Source organism: Methanomicrobia archaeon, assembly GCA_011049045.1.
Lineage (GTDB): Archaea > Halobacteriota > Syntropharchaeia > Alkanophagales > Methanospirareceae > JACGMN01.
In genome coordinates this window covers 1-18,885 of record DSCO01000027.1, presented here as the reverse complement: position 1 = coordinate 18,885, position 18,885 = coordinate 1, and the positions used below count along the sequence as shown (strand labels likewise).

The following is an 18,885-nucleotide window of genomic DNA, read 5'->3' as shown; positions in this document are numbered from 1 at the left end:
TCGACTCGCTTCGCTGCCGAGCGCAAGAACTGCGAAAAAAAAGGAAAAAAAGGAAAAAAAGTGGGGAAAAAATAACTACCCCAACTTTAGGCCGTCATCTTTGTTACCGGATGCGGATCCTCTGCCTCGATATCGTGCTCAGCCTTCGCGGCCTCTGCAACAATCATGTCCGCCATACCGACCAGTGGGAACACCCGCGGGGCGTTCTCAATAGGTCCGTAGAGCACGAAGTCATGTCCCGCGAGAACGGGCATGATGTTCGAGGCGATATCGCAGATCTTGAAAACATCCTGGCCAAGGCCTTCCCAGCCCTGGGGGCCTTTGGTCGCGTGCGCCTTCCGGAACTCCTTCAGCCAGGTCCACGCCGACGGCGCGTTGTGAATGCCCAGGCCGACGGGGAGCCCGTACTTCGATTTCACGGCAAAGCCTGCGGCAACCGACATGCCGGCACCAGAGCCGATGGGGAGCGTTGCTGCATCAATCAACGGCTTCGTGATGCCCTGATCTCTGGAAAAAGCGACGAGGCCTTTCTCAAACGTCCCCGGATTCTCCAGCAGATCGATCTTCCCGGCGACCGTCGAATCTTTCGGGTTGAATGCAAGCACGATCGAGGCCGATATCGGCGAGTTCTTGATCGCTGCAAGCTCTTCCTCCGTGCAGGAGATGTTGATCGAGTTGTAGATCGCCTTCTCCGTCAGGCCCACTTCGTCCGCGTACTTGAGTCCGTACGTCTTCACCTCCGCGACCGTCGAATCGATCAGGAAGGGAACGTCACTGACTCCGGTACAGAACTCGATCTCCTTCTCCATTGCCTCCCCGGATTCCGAGAAGATCTGCATCACGCACGGATTACCCGTTAAATCAGAGAACTCCTCCTGCTTCTTCAAGACGTCTTCCGCCGCTTTCTTGTCAAAGATGCCCTTATCAGGATCTTCAACCAGATAGTGTTTCGCATAGAAGATCGTGCCGCAGAGTACCGTTGCGCGTTGCCCTGGCTGGCCGCCGATCTTCATTCCCGCGATGTCAAATATCTTCTGCTCCTTATCAAACAGATACATCCTTTCTTCCTCCTTTTTGTGCTATATCATGAACAACACATACGTCACTATTCCGATCAGTGCGCCGTACAATAGTCCCATGGTAAGCCCCAGCTTCTCGCCCTGTCGCTGCCACAGCTCGCCGGCGACGAATTCCACGCGATCGTCCATCTCGTTGAGCCGGGCCATGAGCTGGGGATACTCTGGAGAGGCTATGGATACCGGAACACTCAACTCCTTCATCTCCTTCTCGAGCTCTGCGAGAACTTCTGCCTCGAGCTCCTTTTCCAGTTCCTTCTCTTCGCTCATTCTTCTCCTCCTCTTACATCAACAACTTCAGCCCGACTGAGAGGAAACTCAGGAATAGCCCGATGGCAAAGCCCTTGATGAATCCTACCCAGAGTCCCGCTGCGAATCGATTATCACGACCGATCATCGTGATGAAATGCTTGAGCAGCTCGATTCGTGCTGTAATTAACGCAGTTTCAGGCGTATTTTGCGTTACTTTCGTCATTTAGATCACCCCCAGGATGAGTGGACTCAGGAAGATGAACGCACTGATCAGCCCCGCGAGGATCCCGAGGAACGCGTTTCTGGAGAGCCCTGAGGTCAACTTCTGATCTCGTGCGATCAACTGTGTCTTGTAGGTCATTGCCTGCGCGGCCCGGTTGACGAGCTCCATTGAGGGACTGGCAGGTCTGGCCAGGGGCATTTCTAACAAAGCACCGGCGACCGCTTCCTCGCCGCCCAGTTTCACGATCATCGGATCTTCAGGGAACGCGCCGGGATCTTTTGCCTGCAGCTCCTTCACCTTCGCATTCAGCTTGCCATAGTCCTCCACACCCATCATATCAATGACTTCCACGATCTGCTCTCTGAATCGCTCGACCGCCTTTGTCGGCAGGTTCTCGATGAACGGAATGGCGCCCTTGGTCCCGATGACCTTATGCGTTGCCGGATCGACCCCGTTCTTGTGCAGCGCCATGATCGTTTCGCCGCTCAGGTGCCCGGGAACTTCCGCCCCCGCAGAAATAACGAACCGGATGTTCGGATTGGAGATGATGTTCGCCATGATCTTCTCCAACCCGATGTTCTCAGTCTTATCCGGCCCATGTATGGCGACACCTTTCAAGTGCTCGATGTGGAAGTATGATCCGTTGGAGGAGATGGCGACGCAACTTGTAGGATCGCCGACCTCGTAGTCACCGGTGATAAAGGGCCAGCCATCCGGGACTTCTTTCTTCTCTGCCATTATTACACGCCTCCTAGTGCTAAGAATATCAGTGCCACGGCAAGGACGCCGAAGGTCAAGCCGAGCATGAAGAAGGTCGTGAACCCCGCTTTCGTCATTATCCCCTCTCGGTTTGGCTGTGCACTCTTGAAACTGCTGGTAGGATCAAGGACGTTGAAGAGCTCATCAACGGCATCATCGATTACATCAAGCTGCTCCTCGAGTGGCGACATGCTCACCTTGTAGAACCCTGGTCGCGCCTCGCCGACCCGCATCGAGTCGGGATCGAGTACAACCCCATAGTCATCACAAATGGTTATCATATCTCTTTTGTTCCTCCTTTAATCCAGCGTCTTGATCATGCCCGTGCCCACGGTCGCATAGCACTCGTTCATGCAGGCTCTGATGAACTTCACGTAGAAGTACGCCCATACGATCACCCCGAAGATGATGAGCGCGATACCGTCCCACGCGCCCAGCCCTCGTCCGAGCACGAACATTGCCGCGCCCAGGATGACACAGATCAAGCCCGAGATCGATACGGAAACCATTCGTGTGCGCTCTCGTCGCTCGTCAGGTCCGAGACAGGCATTGTACGGATGGAAAAACCCCATACAGGTGAATACGAAGATGAACGCCGCGACGCCGGTCTCGAATACCGAGGTCACCACCTCGCCGTACTCAAAGGTGCCGGCGAGAATGGAGATTTGGAGTAAGACCGCCAGCGTGCCGGCAATGCCCAATTCGCCCATCGCCCGTATCAAATGCGGGATCTTCATCGCGATGTACTTCTCATCGTTACCGAAGTACCCGGAGGCGAGGCCAAGCGCACCCATGAACAGTGCCCCGATCAGAATCCCGGGGAAGATCCCCAAGTGCGGGATCGCGGCGTACTCGACGACCGCCAGGCCCATCAATGCACCGATGAATCCGTATCCTGTCCCCAGAACGCCGATAGAGGGCACGCCGGTGCCCAATCCGTACTTCGAAGTCTTCCGGACCGAATCATTGCCCCAGAGTATTGCTAAGAGCAGACCGATTCCCTTGATCACCGCGGGCAGTCCCGTGAAGATCGTGATGATCGCGGCAATGACTCCGGCGATGATCGCCATCTCTGTCTCTTCGAAGGGGAATTTGAATGACAGTCCCTTTTTCGGCGCTTCTGCTTCTTCCTCTTCCACTACTGCTGGTGTTACGGTCATGTTATACCTCCAGTCCTATCGTCGCTAGCACGATTACGATACCGGCGAGAAACGAGACCGCCAGGGACGCAATGAGCGCTTTCGGCAGCCGCTTGAACTTTGGATCGTGGAATCCTTCGATCGTCCCGCGGATGTTGTAGGCTGCAAGAATCGCATTGGCCACGAAGATAGAGAGTGAGATAATTGCCGCCGTGCCCGGTCTGAAATGGGAGTAGTTCAGCATGGTCCAGTACATCAGTGCACCACCGAACCCACCAAGGAATCCGCCCATCGTGCCCGAGACGAAGACCACATTCGGCACGCCGTGGCCATCGGTCTGCGGGGTTTTATACGCCTTCTGTGGCTCCTTGGTTATAGGATCCACATCCACACGACCGGAGACCGGAACCACGCCACAGCCAAACGCGTACAGGATATTCGCCATGAGCATCACCACGCAGATCATGATCGTCGCACCGACCGCGCCCGAGAGCGCGACCAGAATGAGACTGTTCGTAAACGTTTCCACGTTTGCCGCGGTAAATAACCCGGTCAGCGCCGCGCCGAGCATGATCTGAACAGTGCCCGTTGCTATCCCTGTAGCCGTGCCCATGGCCGCCGGGGCACCGCCCACTGGTAAGAGGTGCGCACCAAAACTCGCGAGTAACCCACCTATCACCACATACAGTACAAGAAATATCGCTATTGTTGGCTCCATCTTCTTATCACACTCCTACGAAAGGTCCATACTTCGCTCGTACCCATCTCACGAAGATCATATTGCCCACGAGTAACGCCGCCACGATCAGAAGTCCAACGATAATGCTGACTATCGCTGCCATCTCGCCGCCCACGGTCAGGTCCGGCAAGTAACCACTGAGCATCAGCCCTATCAGCGTCCGCCAGTTCTCGAAGAGGATGATGAGCCCGAAGGTCATCCCCGTTACGGGGCCGCCGAACTTCGCGCAAAAGCCCACAATGTCCTTCTGTGTCCGAACGCCGCAGTCCGCGTATCGTGTGATCTTCCCGTGGTACACCACACGCTTCCCTTCTCCGAACGGTCTGTCCTGGAACTCGCGCTCCGTGCCGTAATGCACATCACCGGTTGAGGATCCGATCGCGCCGACCGTAATGCCCCAGATGAACCCCAGGAGGGGTAAGGCAAACGGATGGTTCAGCGTCGGATTCCCTGAGAGTGCCCCCAAGTTGCTCTGAATGTACGCTATAGTGGTAATGCAGAACGTCGTCATAAACCCGTGCGTAGCAATAGGTAGCAGGTGGCCATAGAACACATCGAGATAAATCGGCTGTGAGAATCGCTTCTGCCCCGCTGTCCTGCCGCAGTGCGCGGTCGTCGAGAAGATGATGTGGATAATCGCGGCACAGGCGACACCCAGGGGTATCGCAACGACCGCGGCCTTCCACGGGGCATCAGGAACCATGGGTTCAAGCTTCAGCAAGAACATCCAGGCTACGGTTCCTGCGACCGCGCAATACATCGCATTCGATAGCGGCTCACCGGAAATCGCTTTATTAAAAAATCGATGTACCTGACCGACCTGTGCTGCCAGTTGCACCTGCGAGTTTGGATTGCTCTGAGATCCTGCATCTGACTCGAGGTCCTCGAACGTGCACGCAATGAACGCCAGGAACGCTATCACTAACATCCATGCAAAAAGCAACACTACTTGTAACATGAATGAGACATTGCGGGAGTCCTCTTAAAAAGGTTTCTATTTTTCGCCGCGTCAGGAGGAGCGATACAAGACGCAGAGCAGAAGTACCTTTCGGTTTGGCTGAGGGTTGTTACCCAATCGGTTTGTTATCGCTCGTGTCGCCGGCCGCCTGACGAACGGTTGTATACCGCGACTTCTTTCCGCACGGGAGACGATCGTTCCGGGGTGCGTACGTAACGGGCAGGCAGAACAGAAAGGTTTATTACGCACCCGCAGTGACTAGCATATATCGTTCACATGCGCACGTCGTGAAGGAGATGACCAGTCGAGCATGGGCCTTTTTCAGCAGAAGCACCAGCCAAAAGTGCTGAAATCCGAAAAGATCAGTTACTCGGACCTGTATTTCACCTTGCGGCTGTCTCGCGGGGATCTGTCCATCAAGCCGCTTTTCATCGTGGCCAGTGTCGAGCTGGGAAACAGCACGACGAAAGCGATCCTCACGGCCACAGACCTGGAGGATGGACGGACGTATATCCTTACGAAGGCTGTGCGGATGACGCGGGAGGCGCTCTCGAAACAGGAGGTGTTCTGCCATACCATCAGCCTGGTGGACCTCTCCGAGGACTCGATAGCGACCCTGGTGAAAGAGACGTTGCTCGAATGCACACATTCCGCGGGGCTCAGTATTGACGATGTCCATTTTGTTGTCCGCTCCACCGGCGTGACCGCATGTTTCGAGACGATCAATGAGGTAGCAGGCGTAATAAAAGCGCTGGCGAAGGGCTGTCTACTCGCGGGCGTGCCACCCCGGAAGATGGTCTCGCCCATGGGCTTAGAGAACGTGGTGCCGGAATTGCGGCCCTTCTCTCACCTTGATCGCACCTACTTCGACGGCGCGGTGACCGGGAACGTTCCCCCTGGAGGCGAGTCGATTGTGGGTAACGAGATGGAAGGCGAGCTGGTGACCGCTGGTTTAAAAGAAGCGGCCAAATGGTTGAAGGTGGATTACCGTAACCCGGTGCTCTCGCTGGATTTCGGGACGACACTCGCTGGTCGGATCACCGATGCAAGTATGCCCTACGCGCGCGTGATCGGTAGTTTTTGTGGCCTGGCAGGCGCCATTCCGGACGCCCTGGTCTCGAGGGAGGTCGCCGTGAACTTCCCCTCGGTGCTTGATCTGGCGCTGAAAACCGTGCCGCGAAAGCGTTTGAAAAAAAAGGTCAAGCAGCGTTATGTAGAGGAGATACGCGAACAGCTCTGGATCGGTCGAGTAAGAAGCGGAGCGACCAGAGTAGGCGGCGTCCCCGTGAACGTGGCTGCAGCAGACCGGAATAAGGTCGTGCTCATCGGGGTTGACGCCGGCGAGAACCTCGCGAATCTACCAGCAATCGCGGATATAGGAGCCCGGCTCGTACAAGAGGTTGGCGTAAAAGCCCTGCTGCCGGTGATCGATGAGCTGGCCGCATGCGTCACGACGGATCTGATCCGGATCGCGAAGGGGGAGAATTTAATCTTTGAGGACACCAAGATCGGAATCACCGGGCGCGCGGGCATCACGGGCAAGAAGCCGGAACTCATGCTGAAGCAGTTAAGCGATCTGTTTGGGCGCCCCATGGCCGCGGAGGTCATTTTTGCAGACGATGCGCTGGCTCGCGGTGCTGCAGTCCTTGGCCGCTGCATGCATCAGTTCGGCACCATGAAGAATCCGATTGGCGGTGTTCAAGGTCACGGCTGCCTCTTCGGCAAGCGGGTGAAATTGCAGAGAAAGTAACTAGCTATAAATGAGTCCTGCGCATTAGGTTATTGTAGCACGGAGCATGAGGTCATGGAGATAAAGGTGGAAGGCGGTGATACGTTTGCCAACGCCTCATATGAGACGATCTGCAGGGATACGTTCCGGGATTTGGGTATTGGATCGAGCATCGATGACGCATATTTGTATTTAAATCCTGAAGAGCACGTGTTCATCATCTCGATCACGATCGGACGGGTGGCAAGTCCGATAAAGGTGGGTGATGTCGCCAGCATCGAGAAGAATACGCTCAGGATCGGCGATGAGAAATACGCGCCCAAGCTGCTCTCCTTGCTCTGGGAGAAGTTCGGAGAACGCGTAGAGCAGTTGAGCAGATTGGTGATCGAGCTGGATGTTGAAGAGCATGAGCTGACCGCGTTAAAGGAGCTGGTGATCTACGATCCGCGCGAGGATCTCATCGCGCGCATACTCGATGCGATCGATAGAATCCTGCCGGAAGGTGCGCGGGTGCGGAACCTCATACCCATAGATCATGCGATTACGATCATTGCCTCGGAGGACGCGATCAGCGATGAGTGGATGCAGCGTGCGCGCGAGCTTATAGGGCCGAAGGAGAGCTAAACCATGTACAAGATCATGATGTTTGAGGGCGGCGTGTACAAATTCAACGAACTGAAAGAGCTCGTCGAGGATATCGGTGGGTTCATACTTCAGGAATCGGTCATGCAGACCGAGACCATGCTGCACATGGCCTTCCCTGATGAAGAAGAGAAAACCATCAGGAACAAGATCAAGGATCTGGGCGGCAAATTCAAGGAGCTGCCACTGGCCGGCACTGAGGTCATGGTTGTCTCGCCCTCGCTCGGCAAGCATCACGCGGTAAACCCGATGTGCGATGTCGCGGAATATTTGAGGCGGCAGGGCGCGATCACGATTGTCATGGGCCTGGCGCGGGGAGTAGGGAAGCGTATCGCGCAGATCACGGTCGATGAGAAGAAGATCATTGAAGAAGCTGATGCTGCCGTCTTCGTATTCGGCAACTTTACGGACTGTATCAGGGAGAAGGCGAAACTCTGTGAGCAGTTAGATGTGCCTTATTTGATTGTGGGGGGGCCGCCAGATCTCGAGGTGCCACACTACACCGGCGGTATAGGTCGGCGTACTGACCGGCTGCGCAGAGCCGGTGATATAGAATGCCTCGAGCGCATGACGACCGAACTCGCTAAGCAACTGGATGAGCGGCGAGTAGAGGTAGAAGAGGATCCTCTAGCAGCCAATCCGCTCTTTGTCAAGGAGATGATCGAGATGCTGGTACCAGCGAAAGCGGGGGAGGAACTACCCATCACGGTACAGCTGGACGGTTTACGCGTCATTATCAACGAGGAGGATCTTGATAAGATACAGGATGTTGAGATAGGGACACGAAAGCTCTCGGAAATAGCGACGATCAGCAAATCATTCTTCAGGGGCTATCTGGTGAAGATACGACCGGAGTCAGAGGTGGGGAGTATTTTTTGACGTAACCCGGAGACCCCTGCATTTCCACTGCAGGCCTCAGTTCTTTAACTGGTCAGGGGATGGTCTCGAGATACCGCTCAAAATCCTCGTATATGATGTTCCCTACCACGATAACGTCTGCATATCGCGACATCTCCAGAGCGGTCTCATGAGAAGTGATACCACCGCCATAGAAGAGTGTTGCATGGCTTAAAACCTCGTTCACGGCCTTCACTATAGCTGGATCGCCGTATTTTCCACTATACTCGACATAGACGATGGGAATACCGAGATATTTCTCTGCGTACTGCGCGTAGGCACACACCTCTTGTGGGGTAAGTAGTGTTGATGCCCTCGTGAGCTGCGCGACCGCAGATTCTGGATTGAGTACGATATATGCCTCTGCGTAAACCTTGTCCCAATTAACGGCGTAATGCTGGATCCAGTTTTTGTGCTTACCGACGATCCATTGTAAATCGCCGGTATTCAGTACCAGCGGAACGAAGATGAAATCAACATCGTCTTCTAGCACAGCTTCCGGAGTGGCTGGTTCCAGGATCTTAGGTATGTCAAAAGCTCTGAGCTGCTCGGTTAACCTGGCGACCTTCTTGTCGGTGATGTTCTGCGTGCCCGAGATCATAAGGGCATCTGTTCCGCTATCCGCGATCCTCTTCAATTGCTGAACTGAGATCGGCTTGTCAGGATCGAGCTTTGTGACATGCTTCCACGTAGACCAGGGCTTTTTGGGTGTGGGGCTCATCTCTATGCTACACACTCTGTAATGCTTGTCGGGTTATAAATCGCGCGGGTTTCTCTCGAGATGGCGGAGCGGCATGATAGTGACGATAATGAGAGATGCTACTGCCAACGTCAATAGACAAATAAACTCATCAGTGCAGCGCGCGGCAGACAAAATTATTTTTCGCTCTGGGACGCGGATTATTACCGCATTTTGATGAGCAGATCGTTTATCTTCTCGCCGTGATACCCCAGCACACCACCTTGGGTGTAGCTTCTCTTAATTCCGCTATGCCCTTTCCGAGGAGGATGCAGCCGGAATACTGGTTTTATACCCTGTGCTGCGAGCTCTTTCATCGTTATCTGGCTGCTGGTCAAGGCATGCGCAAGCTCAGAGAATGTCGAAACCGAGGTCTTATCACGAATAAGCTCTTCCGATAGTCGTTGCCCGCCGGTTATGCGCCCGCGATTGCGCAACAGAGACTCCAATATCTCTTCAGAAATCTCACCCCACGCTACATAATCTTTCACCTTGCGGATCATGCCTCGTGAATACTCGTTATCCTCCGCCACCACACAATGATTGACCCGGTGCAGCCTGAGCAGCTCGAGCGTGTACTTAATATCAGGACTGGCATTCACGTCTCCCCGTAACCGAATAATGGCGTACATTGCTCCTTATCTCACTCCACCGTTTTCATGAGTGAGGTCCTGCGTAGCGCGTCATAGGTGGCAAAAGCTTGAGTGAAGGTCGTCCTGGTCTGCCCTTTGGTCTGGCCCCACACATCCTTCACGCCTGCGAATTCGAGCACGCGTTTGGGGATGTCACCGGTGGCCAGGCCGATGCCTTTTGGTGCTGGTTTCAGCGTAATCACGACACTGCCAGCTTTACCTTCTATCTTAAACGGTATCGAATGAGTCTCACCGCAGTTACACTCCCATGAGCCGCAACCTCGTGTTATATGCGTTACCCCTAGCTTTGCTGCTCTCACTGCCTTCACTATCCCATTGCGCACCAATGCGTCCTTTCCTAACCCGATCCCCATATAGCCATCGCGATCTCCAACGATGGCACATACCCTGAATTTGACGCGCCTACCGGAATCGGTCATGCGCTGCACCAGATTAATATCCAGCACCTCCTCACTCAGCTCAGGCAGCAATGCGTCAACAATCTGGTATTCTTTCAGCGGATATTTAGATGAGAGTGCTTCCTGGATGGAGGAGATCTCCCCGCTTTTGACGAGCATACCCAGCCGTGTGGCTGGCATCCATTCTGCGACGACACCCTCTTTATCATCAGCGTATCTCTGTCTCGATCTTCTCTCACTCATTCTGTATCTTTGTCCCCCTCGCTCACCGCAACCCCACAAATAGCTGATTTAACCGTTCTGACATGATCAGAAAATGTGACATCTCCTTTGTACGCTCCAATATGCACTCCCGTTAGCCGCTCTTCAGCTGGGAACACGGCAGGGTCATGCGGGATGATCATGCCACTATCAACGGCACCCTTCAATGCAGCATAGACATTCGAGCCATGGATCGGCGTCTGGCGCCCAATATCGAGAATACCAGCCTCGTAGCCCGACCGCCGCGCTCGAGTCCCAAACACGAGTCCGGTCAAGTAGGCTGCGCAGCAACTTGATAAGCTACCTGAATAGCCAAACGCATGCAATTCCGAGGATGACACGGAGATGAGCGTGTGATCGCCCACAGGCTCTGTTGTGATTAGTTGCATACGTATGTAGCGATTACTTGGCCTGACGACGACACGCGGAATCCGGCTCAAGAGCAACCGAAGCCTGCGCCTATAATCGGTCTTCCCTTCCCGTCTGCGGCGAAAGGGCACGCGGTAGGTAGGACTCCTACCTTTTCCCATTTGGTTATCTTTCCTCCCGTGCGAGCAACTCGTGAGTGGCTATATATTCGTTCAAGTGAGCTACGTTCCTGAAGTCACCACCGTTCGCCTTGTTATAGAGCATACGATAAGCGGTTTTATCCAGGGCTTCATCAGCGCGCAACTCTTTCAATCTGCGTCTTAACGCGCGAATCTTGGTCATCCAGCGCGCTTTCTTCTTTGTTCGGGCTCCACGAGCACCCTTTCTGCTGCCGTGCCCTTTGCGGCGTCCCATAGCTTTCTGCCGTAATGCTACCCGAGCCCGTCCCCTGCTGATACCTTGCTTCTGGATCTTCTGGATGACGCCATCTTCGATCAGTCCCCGGATATCCTCGCGCGTTATAGCTTCCGCTACGTCCCCCCCGGCATTTGGGTCGATCCAGACACTTCCCTGGCCCACATGGAGGACCTTCGCTGCGATTCTCCGCTGCTTCGTGAGATTGACCATCACTCTTATCCTCTCTCGCTTCTCATCCTCCTGCAACACCCGTCATACCGGCGCGGGTGCCAGGAGGGTATCAAGACCCTTCTTTACTATTCCTACTTTACCTATATCTTTATTTAATCTCGAAAGGGCAGACTCTAGGGACTGGAACCCCGTTATGTGCCACCGATCGAGGAGCCCGCTATCGAGTTCAGAGACCACGGCGAGGTCTATCATCTCCATCACCTTACGAATATAAAATGCTTTGTGGCCGCCGAGCACAAAGTGTGTTTGGATAGCGTTCTCGGCGGTGGCGTACGTGGGGAAGGTATCCATCCATTGTTCAAAGAGCGCATCGCCGATGCCGTCGGGGCATTCAGCAAGGAGCAGGAGCGTTCCGCCGGGTGCAACGGCACGGTAGCAGTTCTCTATCGCTTTTGCTGCTTGATAGAGGTTCTTATCTTTGGGCGCTCCGCCGGCGCTGACGATGAGCAGATCGAAAAGTGCGTCAGAGGTGCGGCAGAAGAACTCGCGAGCAGAACAGACGCCCTGCAAGAACGCAAGCTCCATGGAGCCCGCGCAGGCTTGATCTATCTGATCCGGCGCTGAAGCGATCACGTTAAGGATGAAATCAGGTGGTGCTAGGAGCGCTGCTTCCAGCATATCGAGATGTACCGGGTTCCCATCGAGGTTCGCGGATCTCGCTTGCTCGTGAACCAGCAGTGCATGGTTTGCCTGAATGCTCTCACGTGCAGCAATCCCCGGGAGGATGCTCTTCCGACCACCCCCAAAGCCTGCATAATAATGCAGGGTAATATCACCCGTCAAAATCTTGATATCCGCGTTCGTGTAGACGCTATTGAGCTTAACGGGAGTGCCCCGGCTGGTGATACCTACCGGGGTAAGATTATGAGCATCACAGTCATGAATGCAGACACGCAGAAGCCCGTAGTAATTGCCCAGTATTCGACGCAGATCAGCATCAGAGGGTGGTTGATGAGTCCCGCAGGCGACCAGAACCGTTATACGGTCCAAAGCTGCTGCCCCCAGCTCTTCCAGCAAGGCTGCGAGCATGAGTTCGGTCGGTGCTGCTCGGGTATGATCATCGACCACGATAACGATCGAAGGCGAGACCTGGCTGGCTACTATCTCGCGCAGTGGCGGTGTTCCCCGAGGTTTTCTCAGAGCTGCCCTGAGGCATTCTAACGGCAGGAGCTTGCTCTTACGGAGCGCGTCTTGAGCTTCTATGTCCAGCACGTCCGCCTCGAGCTCGAGCTCAAGCGTGCGGTGTCCGTACGGTAGCTGGATATGTGCCATGGTTTTGTATAGTTATTCTATGTATTTAGGGCATTTAATCGTTTTAGAGACGAACGGAAAGTGTCGATCAGGACTCGGTCGGGAGACGAAGGTGACCCGAGCCCCAAGATAAGCAGAGGTCTCCGAGGCTGGGAAGCCTGTTCCAGTGGAAAGGTAGGGGTCCCCGGGGTGTTCTTTTTCTGGGCAGGGCTGGTAAGGGATCGATTTCGACGGTGAGGAGGCGGCGATATCCTAAATAAGCGGTCGAGGTTGCTTCTCTTCCGGGAGCACGGGTAGTGACATAGTATTAACCACGAGCGGTGCCTCAACCTCCTTTGCGCGCTCAAGCAGGACATCCTTTCCCCGGGAGGTGAGTGCGAAGATCGGTATCGCAGTTCCAGCTTGAAGTAGCGCTTTACGAGGAGCAAGCTCACGAATGTGCGCCGATGCGCAGGCAGTGACAAGATCTACGGTATCGCAGAGAGCGTCCGCAGCGTCACGTGTGATACCCGTGAGATGTACGGCGAAGAGCAGTGCTGATGAGCTGAGTGCACGGCAGCGCTGCGCGGTCGCCAGATCCGCAACGGTGACACCCACGCTGGTATGGCCGGACTCAAGCGCGTTTTGCAACCCGGCGACCTGATCTATCCGGGGCGGCTCGAGCACCTCGCCACCATGCGCCTCGATCTTCTGGATAATGCCTTTTACCGGACAGGTCTCGATCACCCCGCTCAGGCGGGCTCCGATGCCCTGAACGAGTGAGGGATTCGAGGTGATCACTGTCCCTGCACCTTCGCAGACGGTAACGGTGCTATCGAGCAGGTGCCGGCGGAGCGCGGTCATGAAGGTCTCGGAGGCGCCGAACCCGACGAACGTATCCAGCTCTAGCACGCGGTCTTTGGTGCAGAGCCCAAAGTCCTGAATCCTGAAGGTGATATTCTCCCTTATTCGCGCCTCGGTGAGCTCAGGAATACCACGCATCTTCTCCCAGAGCCGGCAATACCGGATCAGAGGCTCGCTGACCTCGACCACCTCGCCATCTTCAACGACGATGCGAGCTCGGCCCAGAGCCTCAAAGACGTGACGCTCCTTTTTCATTGCTCTGTCTACATACCACTAACTCAGACAGAAAAGTTAAAGGTAGAGCGGGCGCTTGTCTTACGTACCGGCGACCATCGCAGTTACTCTCACCACGGTGTGCCATGAAGTTGGACCTGACGGCGGATGCACGGGATGCGATCGAGCGAGCAGGAGAGGAGCCGTTTTCGGCTATTAATACTGCCAATGGCATATCGGCTGATGCTTTCTGCTCGCTCCTTGATGAGCTCCTCCGGTTCATCTGTACCTTTGAGGAAGCGATCGGGCTGCAGAGTGCTCGCAGTAGTGTGGGTGAGCGGCTGCACGAGGCGATCCGCGCGAAACGGGCAACAGTCGAGCAGCATCTCGCGGATCAATACTTCTCGCTGTACCTGATCCCCACGGATACAGCGTACATCTTGCTGGAGAATTACGAGCTGGAGCGGCTGCGCTTGCGGCTCACACGCAGCTATCAGGGGTACAATTTCACGGTGTTACGATTCTTGCTGACCCGCGTGGCACATGAAGACACACATGCGCATCTCCTCAGAACGGATTATGCGCGGTTGTTCGCGGAGCTGGTGGATCGCACGGAGGCCAGACTGAAGGAAGCGCAGCTCCCCCCGCGGGTGACGCTCCAAGAGGCTCCGGAGGACTTGACGGCACCGATGTTTCTGAAGGAGCGAGAGGAGGTGGCGGCCCGAAACATGCAACGATTTGCTTTGAACGCGTACTTAAAGGAGTTTTACGAGCGTGATCCCGCGCGCTATGGCTTGCTGGGCGTGCCGCTGTTCCTGCCGCCGCATCCCGAGGTCGTCGCGGAGATGAAGCGGGTAACGCATGGTACCGTCGTGTTCAGGAGCGGCTTTGTGAGCAGCTATCGTCGTGTCCTGGCAGAGTATGTAGGGGCGATAGCCTCGAGTAAGGAGGGCATTCACGAGAGCGCACGCAGGTACCTGCACTCACGTACCAAAGCGCTGATAGCGCAGGCGCAGCAGTGCGTGGAGGGCGATTACAGCGGTGTGAAGGCGCGCGAATGCGAACGGGTCTGGCGGCCGGGGCGCGGCATGAAGGTGTAGGTGCATGAACAGGGACGTCATCGGTATACTTAAAGCGCGAGGCTTGCGACCTGAGCGCCGACTCGGCCAGTACTTCCTGACGGACGAAGGTGTAGCAACGCGTATGATCACTTATGCCGCCGTGATGCCTAACGATATCGTTTTAGAGATCGGAGCAGGCGCGGGGAGCCTTACCGAGCTCCTGAACCGAGCGGCGAAGCGGGTGTATGCAGTGGAGAAAGATCAGGCACTGGCGGCGTTGCTCAGGGAGCGGTTTGAGACGGCAGCGAGCGTAACAGAGATACTGGAAGGCGACGTGCTGGAGCTGTCCTTACCGAAGTTCGACAAAGTGGTAGCCAGCATACCCTTCATGATCTCAGCGCGGCTCACGTATAAACTCCTGCTCCATGAGGCCGGTTTTGGTCTCGCCGTCCTGCTGATACAGCATGAGTTTGCGGAGAAGCTGGTGGCGGCACCTCGTACGGAAGCATACGGTCGTCTTTCGGTAGTGGCGCAGGCGCTTACGGATGTCGAGGTTCTGGAGACGGTACCACGAGGAGCGTTCTATCCGCCAGCCCCGGTGATCGGGGCGGTGGTGCGGCTGCAGGAGAGCGCGGCGAAGCGTGATCTGATAGGGGATAAGGCTCAGTTTCTCGAGTTCGTGACGGCGGCATTTGCGCAGCGGCGGAAGAAGCTGAAGGCGGTTTTTAAGGGCCTCTACGGGGAGGAGCACGCGAGGTGTGCGGACTTGGAGCAGCGACCGGAAGAGCTGACACCCGAGGCATTTATACGGCTGGCGCTATGGCTCACGAGTAAACCTTAGACCCCGAGCATCATTCTGAGCGTATTTCTGACCGCAGGTGCCAGCCCGATCATGAGCAGCGCGAGCAGCACGAGATTCCTGAGCTCTGCCTCGTCATCCGCGGTGAACTGTGTATCAAGCACATAGAGAATGGGAACGAGGATTCCGAGCTTAAGGAGAAACATGCCCGCGGCGGTGCCGGTATGTTCGACGAGCAGCCCTTCGATCACGTGTTTACCGACGTACCCGAGCAGATCAATGCCGATGAATGATGAGGCGGCGTCGAGCAGATGAGCGGCGAGAACGGCGAGATTCAGGCGATCAGTAAGGAATCGGCGGTTACCTTTGGAGGCGAGCGCAGAGATCGCACCGGTGAGCGCGCCGGCGATGCCAATCACGGCGATGGGTACCCACGGCACCGCGATGTTCGCGAAGACGATCAGGAGCGCGAGATTGGCAAGGCACCAGAGCAGCCCGAAGAGCCCGAACACGTGCGTGTAGTGTACGGCCACGACGCGGCGTGCTTTCGTTATTTGGACGGCGAGGACGAGCAGAGTGACGCAGCAGCCGAAGACGAGGAAGAAGATGAGGGGCGTGATGAGCAGGTAGCTCAGTGGCGGCCTCACCAATTCCGCGTCCTCGATAACACGCAGCGTCGCGCCGACCACAATATAGGGCACGACAGCAGCAATGAACCGCCGGTCGATCTGGATCTTGAGCCCCTGCAGCAGTTTCAAGGTGAGGAAGAGGAAGGCGACGAGGACGAGCGCCCACGTGACGGTGTTCACGATATTATAGCCGGTATCGTGGGTGATAGGGTGGATGTAGTAGGTGGTGATAAACTCGCGGAGTGCGTCGATCATCTCTTCACGGTTGTAGTAATTGAGCGGCTAGATGGAAAAGGTTGGGAAAGGTTATATACGAAAACGGCCAGAACCTACCAGTGAGGTGGTATTAAACGTCGAAGGATATGCTACCCGTCAATATCCCCACGCTTCATGAGATCGTGAAGCTCAGGGAAGAAACAGACACCGTCAAGACCTTCAGCTTTTACGCGCCCGAGATTGCCGGGATATGCCAGCCCGGGCAGTTCGTGATGGTCTGGGTACCCGGCGTTGATGAGATACCGATCTCGATCGCGCTGGCTTTGCAGGATGGTCAGCTCGAGCTGGCGATCGCGGATGTCGGGGACTGCTCGCACCGCCTGCATGAGCTGCACGAGGGCGAACTCGTGGGTCTGCGCGGTCCTTATGGTACCGGTTTTACCCTCACGGGCGCTCGGATCTGCATGGTTGCGGGCGGCTATGGCGCGGCACCACTCCGGTTCGCGGCCGCAACGGCACGAGCACACGGTCGCACAGTGACGGTGATTCAGGGCGCGCGCTGCGCTACAGATCTTCTGTATGTCACCGGTTTTGGTGATATGGGCTGTGACGTGCATGTGTCGACCGAGGATGGCTCGCAGGGCCAGTGTGGTGTGTGCACGGCCGTGCTGGAAGCGCTCTTACACGGAGGTGCGGCGTTCGACTCAGTGCTCACCTGCGGTCCGGAATTAATGATGCAGCGAGTCTGTGAGCTGACGCAGCAGGCGCAGATACCGACGCAGCTGTCCGTGGAGCGGATCGTGAAGTGCAGCTGTGGTGCCTGCGGTGCGTGCGACCTTGGTGGGTATCTGGTCTGTAAAGACGGACCGGTGTTCACGGCCGAGGTACTGGCACAGACCGAGTTCGGGTGCTGGACGCGAGCGAAGAGCGGCAAACGCGTCTCGGTCAGCGCACCAGGTGCAGAGAAGGCAGAGCTGCTATCCTATCCGTTGCGTGATCTCACACCTGAGCCGGAGCCGCTTCTGCAGACCTCGGTATGTGGCATCGCTTTATCCAACCCGTTGCTGAACGCTGCGGGTTTCGGGTTCTCCGGTCGGTTGCTGTACCGGTACGCAGCAGCGGGTGCGGGCGCGGTGGTGACGAAATCGATCGGTCTGGAAGAGCGCGAAGGTTACCCGAACCCGACGTTTCTCGAGCTGGAGCCGCGGAGCTATGTGAATGCGATGGGGCTGCCGAATCCTGGTATCCGGGACTACGGTATCGAGCTGGAGGAGGCGCGGCATGCGAACGTCCCGGTCATCCTCAGCATCTTCGGCAAGAGCGTGGAAGAATGCTGTTCAGTAGCTCAGATCGCGCGCGAGTGTGATTATCCCGTGGCGATGTACGAGTTCGACGCCTCGTGCCCGCATTCGGAATTCACGGCGGTCGAGAACAACCCGCCACTGCTAAGCGCGATCGTGAAGGCAGTAAAAGAGCTGGTGAGCCCGAAACCGCTGGCCGTGAAGATCTCGCCGAATATCGGCGCGCCGGTTGGGTTGGCGCTGCTCGCGCAGCAGGCGGGTGCAGACGCGATCACGGCGATCAACACGGTGATTGCTCGTCCGGTGGAGCATCGTCTTGAGCTACCGTATTTAGGGAATCCACTGGGCTATGGTGGTAAATCGGGCAAGGATCTGACGGTGGGCGGGAAGCGGATCGTATATGAGCTGTACCGTGAATTAGAGCTACCGATCATTGCGGTGGGGGGTATCTTCAGCGCGCAGGACGTGCTCGATTATGCGCGGAACGGTGCCGCTCTCTTCCAGATCGGGAGCGCGCTGGTGAGTGACGGGTTTGAGGTTTTTGGACGGGTCAAGCGGGAGCTGCAGGAATACCTTACGGCTCAAGGGTATACGAACATAGGGGAGCTTGTGGGTGAGGCGCATCGAAGGTGAACGGAGGGGGCTATCGCGAGGTTAATTTTGAGCGCAGAAAGGGCGGTTTCATGGAGATGGAGAACGATGCGGTGATGGAGACGTTGATGAGAAAGGGAACGGTATTGGGTGCTCCATGCTCAAGGTGAGTGCGTTTCGCCGCTTGCTGGAATCCGAAGCCCTTTCGACTCTGCGCGGAACGCGACCGCCCAGGTCGTGAGCGCGCTGGTGAGTGACGGGTTTGAGGTTTTTGGACGGGTTAAGAATGGCAGGTGAGGCGAGTAGACGGTTATGACGGCGGGCGGCTCAGCTAGATGGGTTATATATAGTATACCTGTGGCGATACGGTTATTCCGTTTCAACTAAGGGTTCAACATGAATGGTAGGCTCGACGAGCAGCTCCTTTCTAATAGCTTTTTCCACCGTAGTCGCTAAGTCGTGCGCTTCTTTCAAGTTCATTTCAGGGGGGAGTTTACAG

Annotated in this window: 22 protein-coding genes and 1 pseudogene; 7 read left to right on the top strand and 16 right to left on the bottom strand. The window is 56.0% G+C overall.

Annotated elements, in window-relative coordinates; translation table 11 throughout:
* Positions 1-86 precede the first annotated feature (86 nt).
* From mtrH to mtrE, 8 genes are read right to left on the bottom strand one after another with little or no spacing between them, the layout of a single operon-like run.
* Positions 87-1,058: a tetrahydromethanopterin S-methyltransferase subunit H gene (mtrH, locus tag ENN68_02970; protein ID HDS45050.1), complete on the bottom strand. Its 972-nt coding sequence runs from the start codon at positions 1,056-1,058 to the stop codon at positions 87-89.
* A gap of 21 nt (positions 1,059-1,079) precedes the next feature.
* Positions 1,080-1,346, bottom strand: coding sequence for a tetrahydromethanopterin S-methyltransferase subunit G (mtrG, locus tag ENN68_02965; GenBank protein HDS45049.1), 267 nt, complete (start codon positions 1,344-1,346; stop codon positions 1,080-1,082).
* A gap of 13 nt (positions 1,347-1,359) precedes the next feature.
* Positions 1,360-1,551, bottom strand: a complete 192-nt coding sequence (gene mtrF, locus ENN68_02960; protein ID HDS45048.1) for a tetrahydromethanopterin S-methyltransferase subunit F — start codon at positions 1,549-1,551, stop codon at positions 1,360-1,362.
* On the bottom strand, positions 1,552-2,289 hold the full coding sequence (gene mtrF / locus ENN68_02955) for a tetrahydromethanopterin S-methyltransferase subunit F (GenBank protein ID HDS45047.1): 738 nt from the start codon (positions 2,287-2,289) through the stop codon (positions 1,552-1,554).
* Between the two features lie 2 nt (positions 2,290-2,291).
* Entirely contained in the window at positions 2,292-2,591 is a 300-nt protein-coding gene (mtrB, locus tag ENN68_02950; protein HDS45046.1) for a tetrahydromethanopterin S-methyltransferase subunit B, read from the bottom strand.
* 18 nt (positions 2,592-2,609) lie between these two features.
* Entirely contained in the window at positions 2,610-3,470 is an 861-nt protein-coding gene (gene mtrC / locus ENN68_02945; protein ID HDS45045.1) for a tetrahydromethanopterin S-methyltransferase subunit C, read from the bottom strand.
* 1 nt (position 3,471) lies between these two features.
* Positions 3,472-4,167: a tetrahydromethanopterin S-methyltransferase subunit D gene (mtrD, locus tag ENN68_02940; protein HDS45044.1), complete on the bottom strand. Its 696-nt coding sequence runs from the start codon at positions 4,165-4,167 to the stop codon at positions 3,472-3,474.
* A 7-nt stretch (positions 4,168-4,174) separates the two neighbouring features.
* On the bottom strand, positions 4,175-5,146 hold the full coding sequence (gene mtrE, locus ENN68_02935; protein ID HDS45043.1) for a tetrahydromethanopterin S-methyltransferase subunit E: 972 nt from the start codon (positions 5,144-5,146) through the stop codon (positions 4,175-4,177).
* 310 nt (positions 5,147-5,456) lie between these two features.
* Here mtrE and ENN68_02930 point away from each other — a divergent pair, with 310 nt between their 5' ends.
* The 3 genes from ENN68_02930 to ENN68_02920 are packed head-to-tail and all read left to right on the top strand — an operon-like array spanning position 5,457 to position 8,396.
* A complete protein-coding gene (locus ENN68_02930; GenBank protein ID HDS45042.1) occupies positions 5,457-6,896 on the top strand; it encodes a methanogenesis marker 14 protein in 1,440 nt (479 codons plus the stop codon).
* 54 nt (positions 6,897-6,950) lie between these two features.
* Complete coding sequence (locus ENN68_02925) at positions 6,951-7,499, top strand: methanogenesis marker 17 protein (GenBank protein ID HDS45041.1); 549 nt, start codon at positions 6,951-6,953, stop codon at positions 7,497-7,499.
* A gap of 3 nt (positions 7,500-7,502) precedes the next feature.
* Positions 7,503-8,396 (top strand): methanogenesis marker 7 protein, encoded by an 894-nt coding sequence (locus tag ENN68_02920; GenBank protein ID HDS45040.1) that lies wholly within the window; start codon positions 7,503-7,505, stop codon positions 8,394-8,396.
* A gap of 52 nt (positions 8,397-8,448) precedes the next feature.
* Here the strand turns inward: ENN68_02920 and ENN68_02915 are convergent, their stop codons facing one another.
* From ENN68_02915 to ENN68_02885, 7 genes are all read right to left on the bottom strand, one after another.
* Entirely contained in the window at positions 8,449-9,135 is a 687-nt protein-coding gene (locus ENN68_02915; GenBank protein HDS45039.1) for a phosphoglycerol geranylgeranyltransferase, read from the bottom strand.
* 182 nt (positions 9,136-9,317) lie between these two features.
* The gene (locus ENN68_02910; protein ID HDS45038.1) at positions 9,318-9,785 is read right to left on the bottom strand and encodes a 50S ribosomal protein L30; all 468 of its coding nucleotides are present in this window, start codon (positions 9,783-9,785) and stop codon (positions 9,318-9,320) included.
* 11 nt (positions 9,786-9,796) lie between these two features.
* The gene (locus tag ENN68_02905) at positions 9,797-10,447 is read right to left on the bottom strand and encodes a 30S ribosomal protein S5 (GenBank protein HDS45037.1); all 651 of its coding nucleotides are present in this window, start codon (positions 10,445-10,447) and stop codon (positions 9,797-9,799) included.
* Positions 10,444-10,995, bottom strand: coding sequence for a 50S ribosomal protein L18 (locus tag ENN68_02900; GenBank protein ID HDS45036.1), 552 nt, complete (start codon positions 10,993-10,995; stop codon positions 10,444-10,446). The genes ENN68_02905 and ENN68_02900 overlap by 4 nt, the downstream gene beginning before the upstream one ends.
* Positions 10,996-10,999: 4 nt before the next feature.
* The gene (locus ENN68_02895; GenBank protein HDS45035.1) at positions 11,000-11,461 is read right to left on the bottom strand and encodes a 50S ribosomal protein L19e; all 462 of its coding nucleotides are present in this window, start codon (positions 11,459-11,461) and stop codon (positions 11,000-11,002) included.
* Positions 11,462-11,503: 42 nt separating this feature from the next.
* Positions 11,504-12,754 carry a nickel-dependent lactate racemase gene (gene larA, locus ENN68_02890; GenBank protein HDS45034.1) on the bottom strand — a complete coding sequence of 417 codons (1,251 nt, stop codon included), beginning with the start codon at positions 12,752-12,754 and terminating at the stop codon, positions 11,504-11,506.
* Between the two features lie 231 nt (positions 12,755-12,985).
* On the bottom strand, positions 12,986-13,831 hold the full coding sequence (locus tag ENN68_02885) for a DUF2099 family protein (protein ID HDS45033.1): 846 nt from the start codon (positions 13,829-13,831) through the stop codon (positions 12,986-12,988).
* A gap of 104 nt (positions 13,832-13,935) precedes the next feature.
* On the opposite strand from ENN68_02885, the gene ENN68_02880 reads away from it, so the two are divergent.
* Together ENN68_02880 and rsmA are read left to right on the top strand one after the other, a co-directional pair.
* Complete coding sequence (locus ENN68_02880; GenBank protein HDS45032.1) at positions 13,936-14,889, top strand: hypothetical protein; 954 nt, start codon at positions 13,936-13,938, stop codon at positions 14,887-14,889.
* Positions 14,890-14,893: 4 nt separating this feature from the next.
* The gene (rsmA, locus tag ENN68_02875) at positions 14,894-15,691 is read left to right on the top strand and encodes a ribosomal RNA small subunit methyltransferase A (protein ID HDS45031.1); all 798 of its coding nucleotides are present in this window, start codon (positions 14,894-14,896) and stop codon (positions 15,689-15,691) included.
* Here the strand turns inward: rsmA and ENN68_02870 are convergent.
* Positions 15,688-16,533, bottom strand: coding sequence for a DUF63 family protein (locus tag ENN68_02870; protein ID HDS45030.1), 846 nt, complete (start codon positions 16,531-16,533; stop codon positions 15,688-15,690). The genes rsmA and ENN68_02870 overlap by 4 nt on opposite strands.
* A gap of 107 nt (positions 16,534-16,640) precedes the next feature.
* Between ENN68_02870 and ENN68_02865 the strand changes: the two genes are divergently transcribed.
* Both ENN68_02865 and ENN68_02860 read left to right on the top strand, forming a co-directional pair.
* On the top strand, positions 16,641-18,428 hold the full coding sequence (locus ENN68_02865) for a dihydroorotate dehydrogenase electron transfer subunit (protein ID HDS45029.1): 1,788 nt from the start codon (positions 16,641-16,643) through the stop codon (positions 18,426-18,428).
* Positions 18,425-18,627, top strand: a pseudogene (locus tag ENN68_02860) (DUF2283 domain-containing protein). Before ENN68_02865 ends, ENN68_02860 begins: the two are co-directional and overlap by 4 nt.
* The last annotated feature ends 258 nt before the right edge of the window (positions 18,628-18,885 follow it).

Bases quoted from the DNA above. Each gene is read 5' to 3' on its own strand.
- ENN68_02900 (HDS45036.1), bottom strand. From the start codon at position 10,995: ATGGGAAAAGGTAGGAGTCCTACCTACCGCGTGCCCTTTCGCCGCAGA.
- ENN68_02930 (HDS45042.1), top strand. From the start codon at position 5,457: ATGGGCCTTTTTCAGCAGAAGCACCAGCCAAAAGTGCTGAAATCCGAA.
- ENN68_02920 (HDS45040.1), top strand. From the start codon at position 7,503: ATGTACAAGATCATGATGTTTGAGGGCGGCGTGTACAAATTCAACGAA.
- mtrH (HDS45050.1), bottom strand. From the start codon at position 1,058: ATGTATCTGTTTGATAAGGAGCAGAAGATATTTGACATCGCGGGAATG.
- ENN68_02925 (HDS45041.1), top strand. From the start codon at position 6,951: ATGGAGATAAAGGTGGAAGGCGGTGATACGTTTGCCAACGCCTCATAT.
- ENN68_02915 (HDS45039.1), bottom strand. From the start codon at position 9,135: ATGAGCCCCACACCCAAAAAGCCCTGGTCTACGTGGAAGCATGTCACA.
- rsmA (HDS45031.1), top strand. From the start codon at position 14,894: ATGAACAGGGACGTCATCGGTATACTTAAAGCGCGAGGCTTGCGACCT.
- ENN68_02910 (HDS45038.1), bottom strand. From the start codon at position 9,785: ATGTACGCCATTATTCGGTTACGGGGAGACGTGAATGCCAGTCCTGAT.
- mtrB (HDS45046.1), bottom strand. From the start codon at position 2,591: ATGATAACCATTTGTGATGACTATGGGGTTGTACTCGATCCCGACTCG.
- ENN68_02870 (HDS45030.1), bottom strand. From the start codon at position 16,533: ATGATCGACGCACTCCGCGAGTTTATCACCACCTACTACATCCACCCT.
- ENN68_02865 (HDS45029.1), top strand. From the start codon at position 16,641: ATGCTACCCGTCAATATCCCCACGCTTCATGAGATCGTGAAGCTCAGG.
- ENN68_02905 (HDS45037.1), bottom strand. From the start codon at position 10,447: ATGAGTGAGAGAAGATCGAGACAGAGATACGCTGATGATAAAGAGGGT.
- ENN68_02880 (HDS45032.1), top strand. From the start codon at position 13,936: ATGAAGTTGGACCTGACGGCGGATGCACGGGATGCGATCGAGCGAGCA.
- mtrE (HDS45043.1), bottom strand. From the start codon at position 5,146: ATGTTACAAGTAGTGTTGCTTTTTGCATGGATGTTAGTGATAGCGTTC.
- larA (HDS45034.1), bottom strand. From the start codon at position 12,754: ATGGCACATATCCAGCTACCGTACGGACACCGCACGCTTGAGCTCGAG.
- mtrC (HDS45045.1), bottom strand. From the start codon at position 3,470: ATGACCGTAACACCAGCAGTAGTGGAAGAGGAAGAAGCAGAAGCGCCG.
- mtrF (HDS45048.1), bottom strand. From the start codon at position 1,551: ATGACGAAAGTAACGCAAAATACGCCTGAAACTGCGTTAATTACAGCA.
- mtrD (HDS45044.1), bottom strand. From the start codon at position 4,167: ATGGAGCCAACAATAGCGATATTTCTTGTACTGTATGTGGTGATAGGT.
- mtrG (HDS45049.1), bottom strand. From the start codon at position 1,346: ATGAGCGAAGAGAAGGAACTGGAAAAGGAGCTCGAGGCAGAAGTTCTC.
- ENN68_02885 (HDS45033.1), bottom strand. From the start codon at position 13,831: ATGAAAAAGGAGCGTCACGTCTTTGAGGCTCTGGGCCGAGCTCGCATC.
- ENN68_02895 (HDS45035.1), bottom strand. From the start codon at position 11,461: ATGGTCAATCTCACGAAGCAGCGGAGAATCGCAGCGAAGGTCCTCCAT.
- mtrF (HDS45047.1), bottom strand. From the start codon at position 2,289: ATGGCAGAGAAGAAAGAAGTCCCGGATGGCTGGCCCTTTATCACCGGT.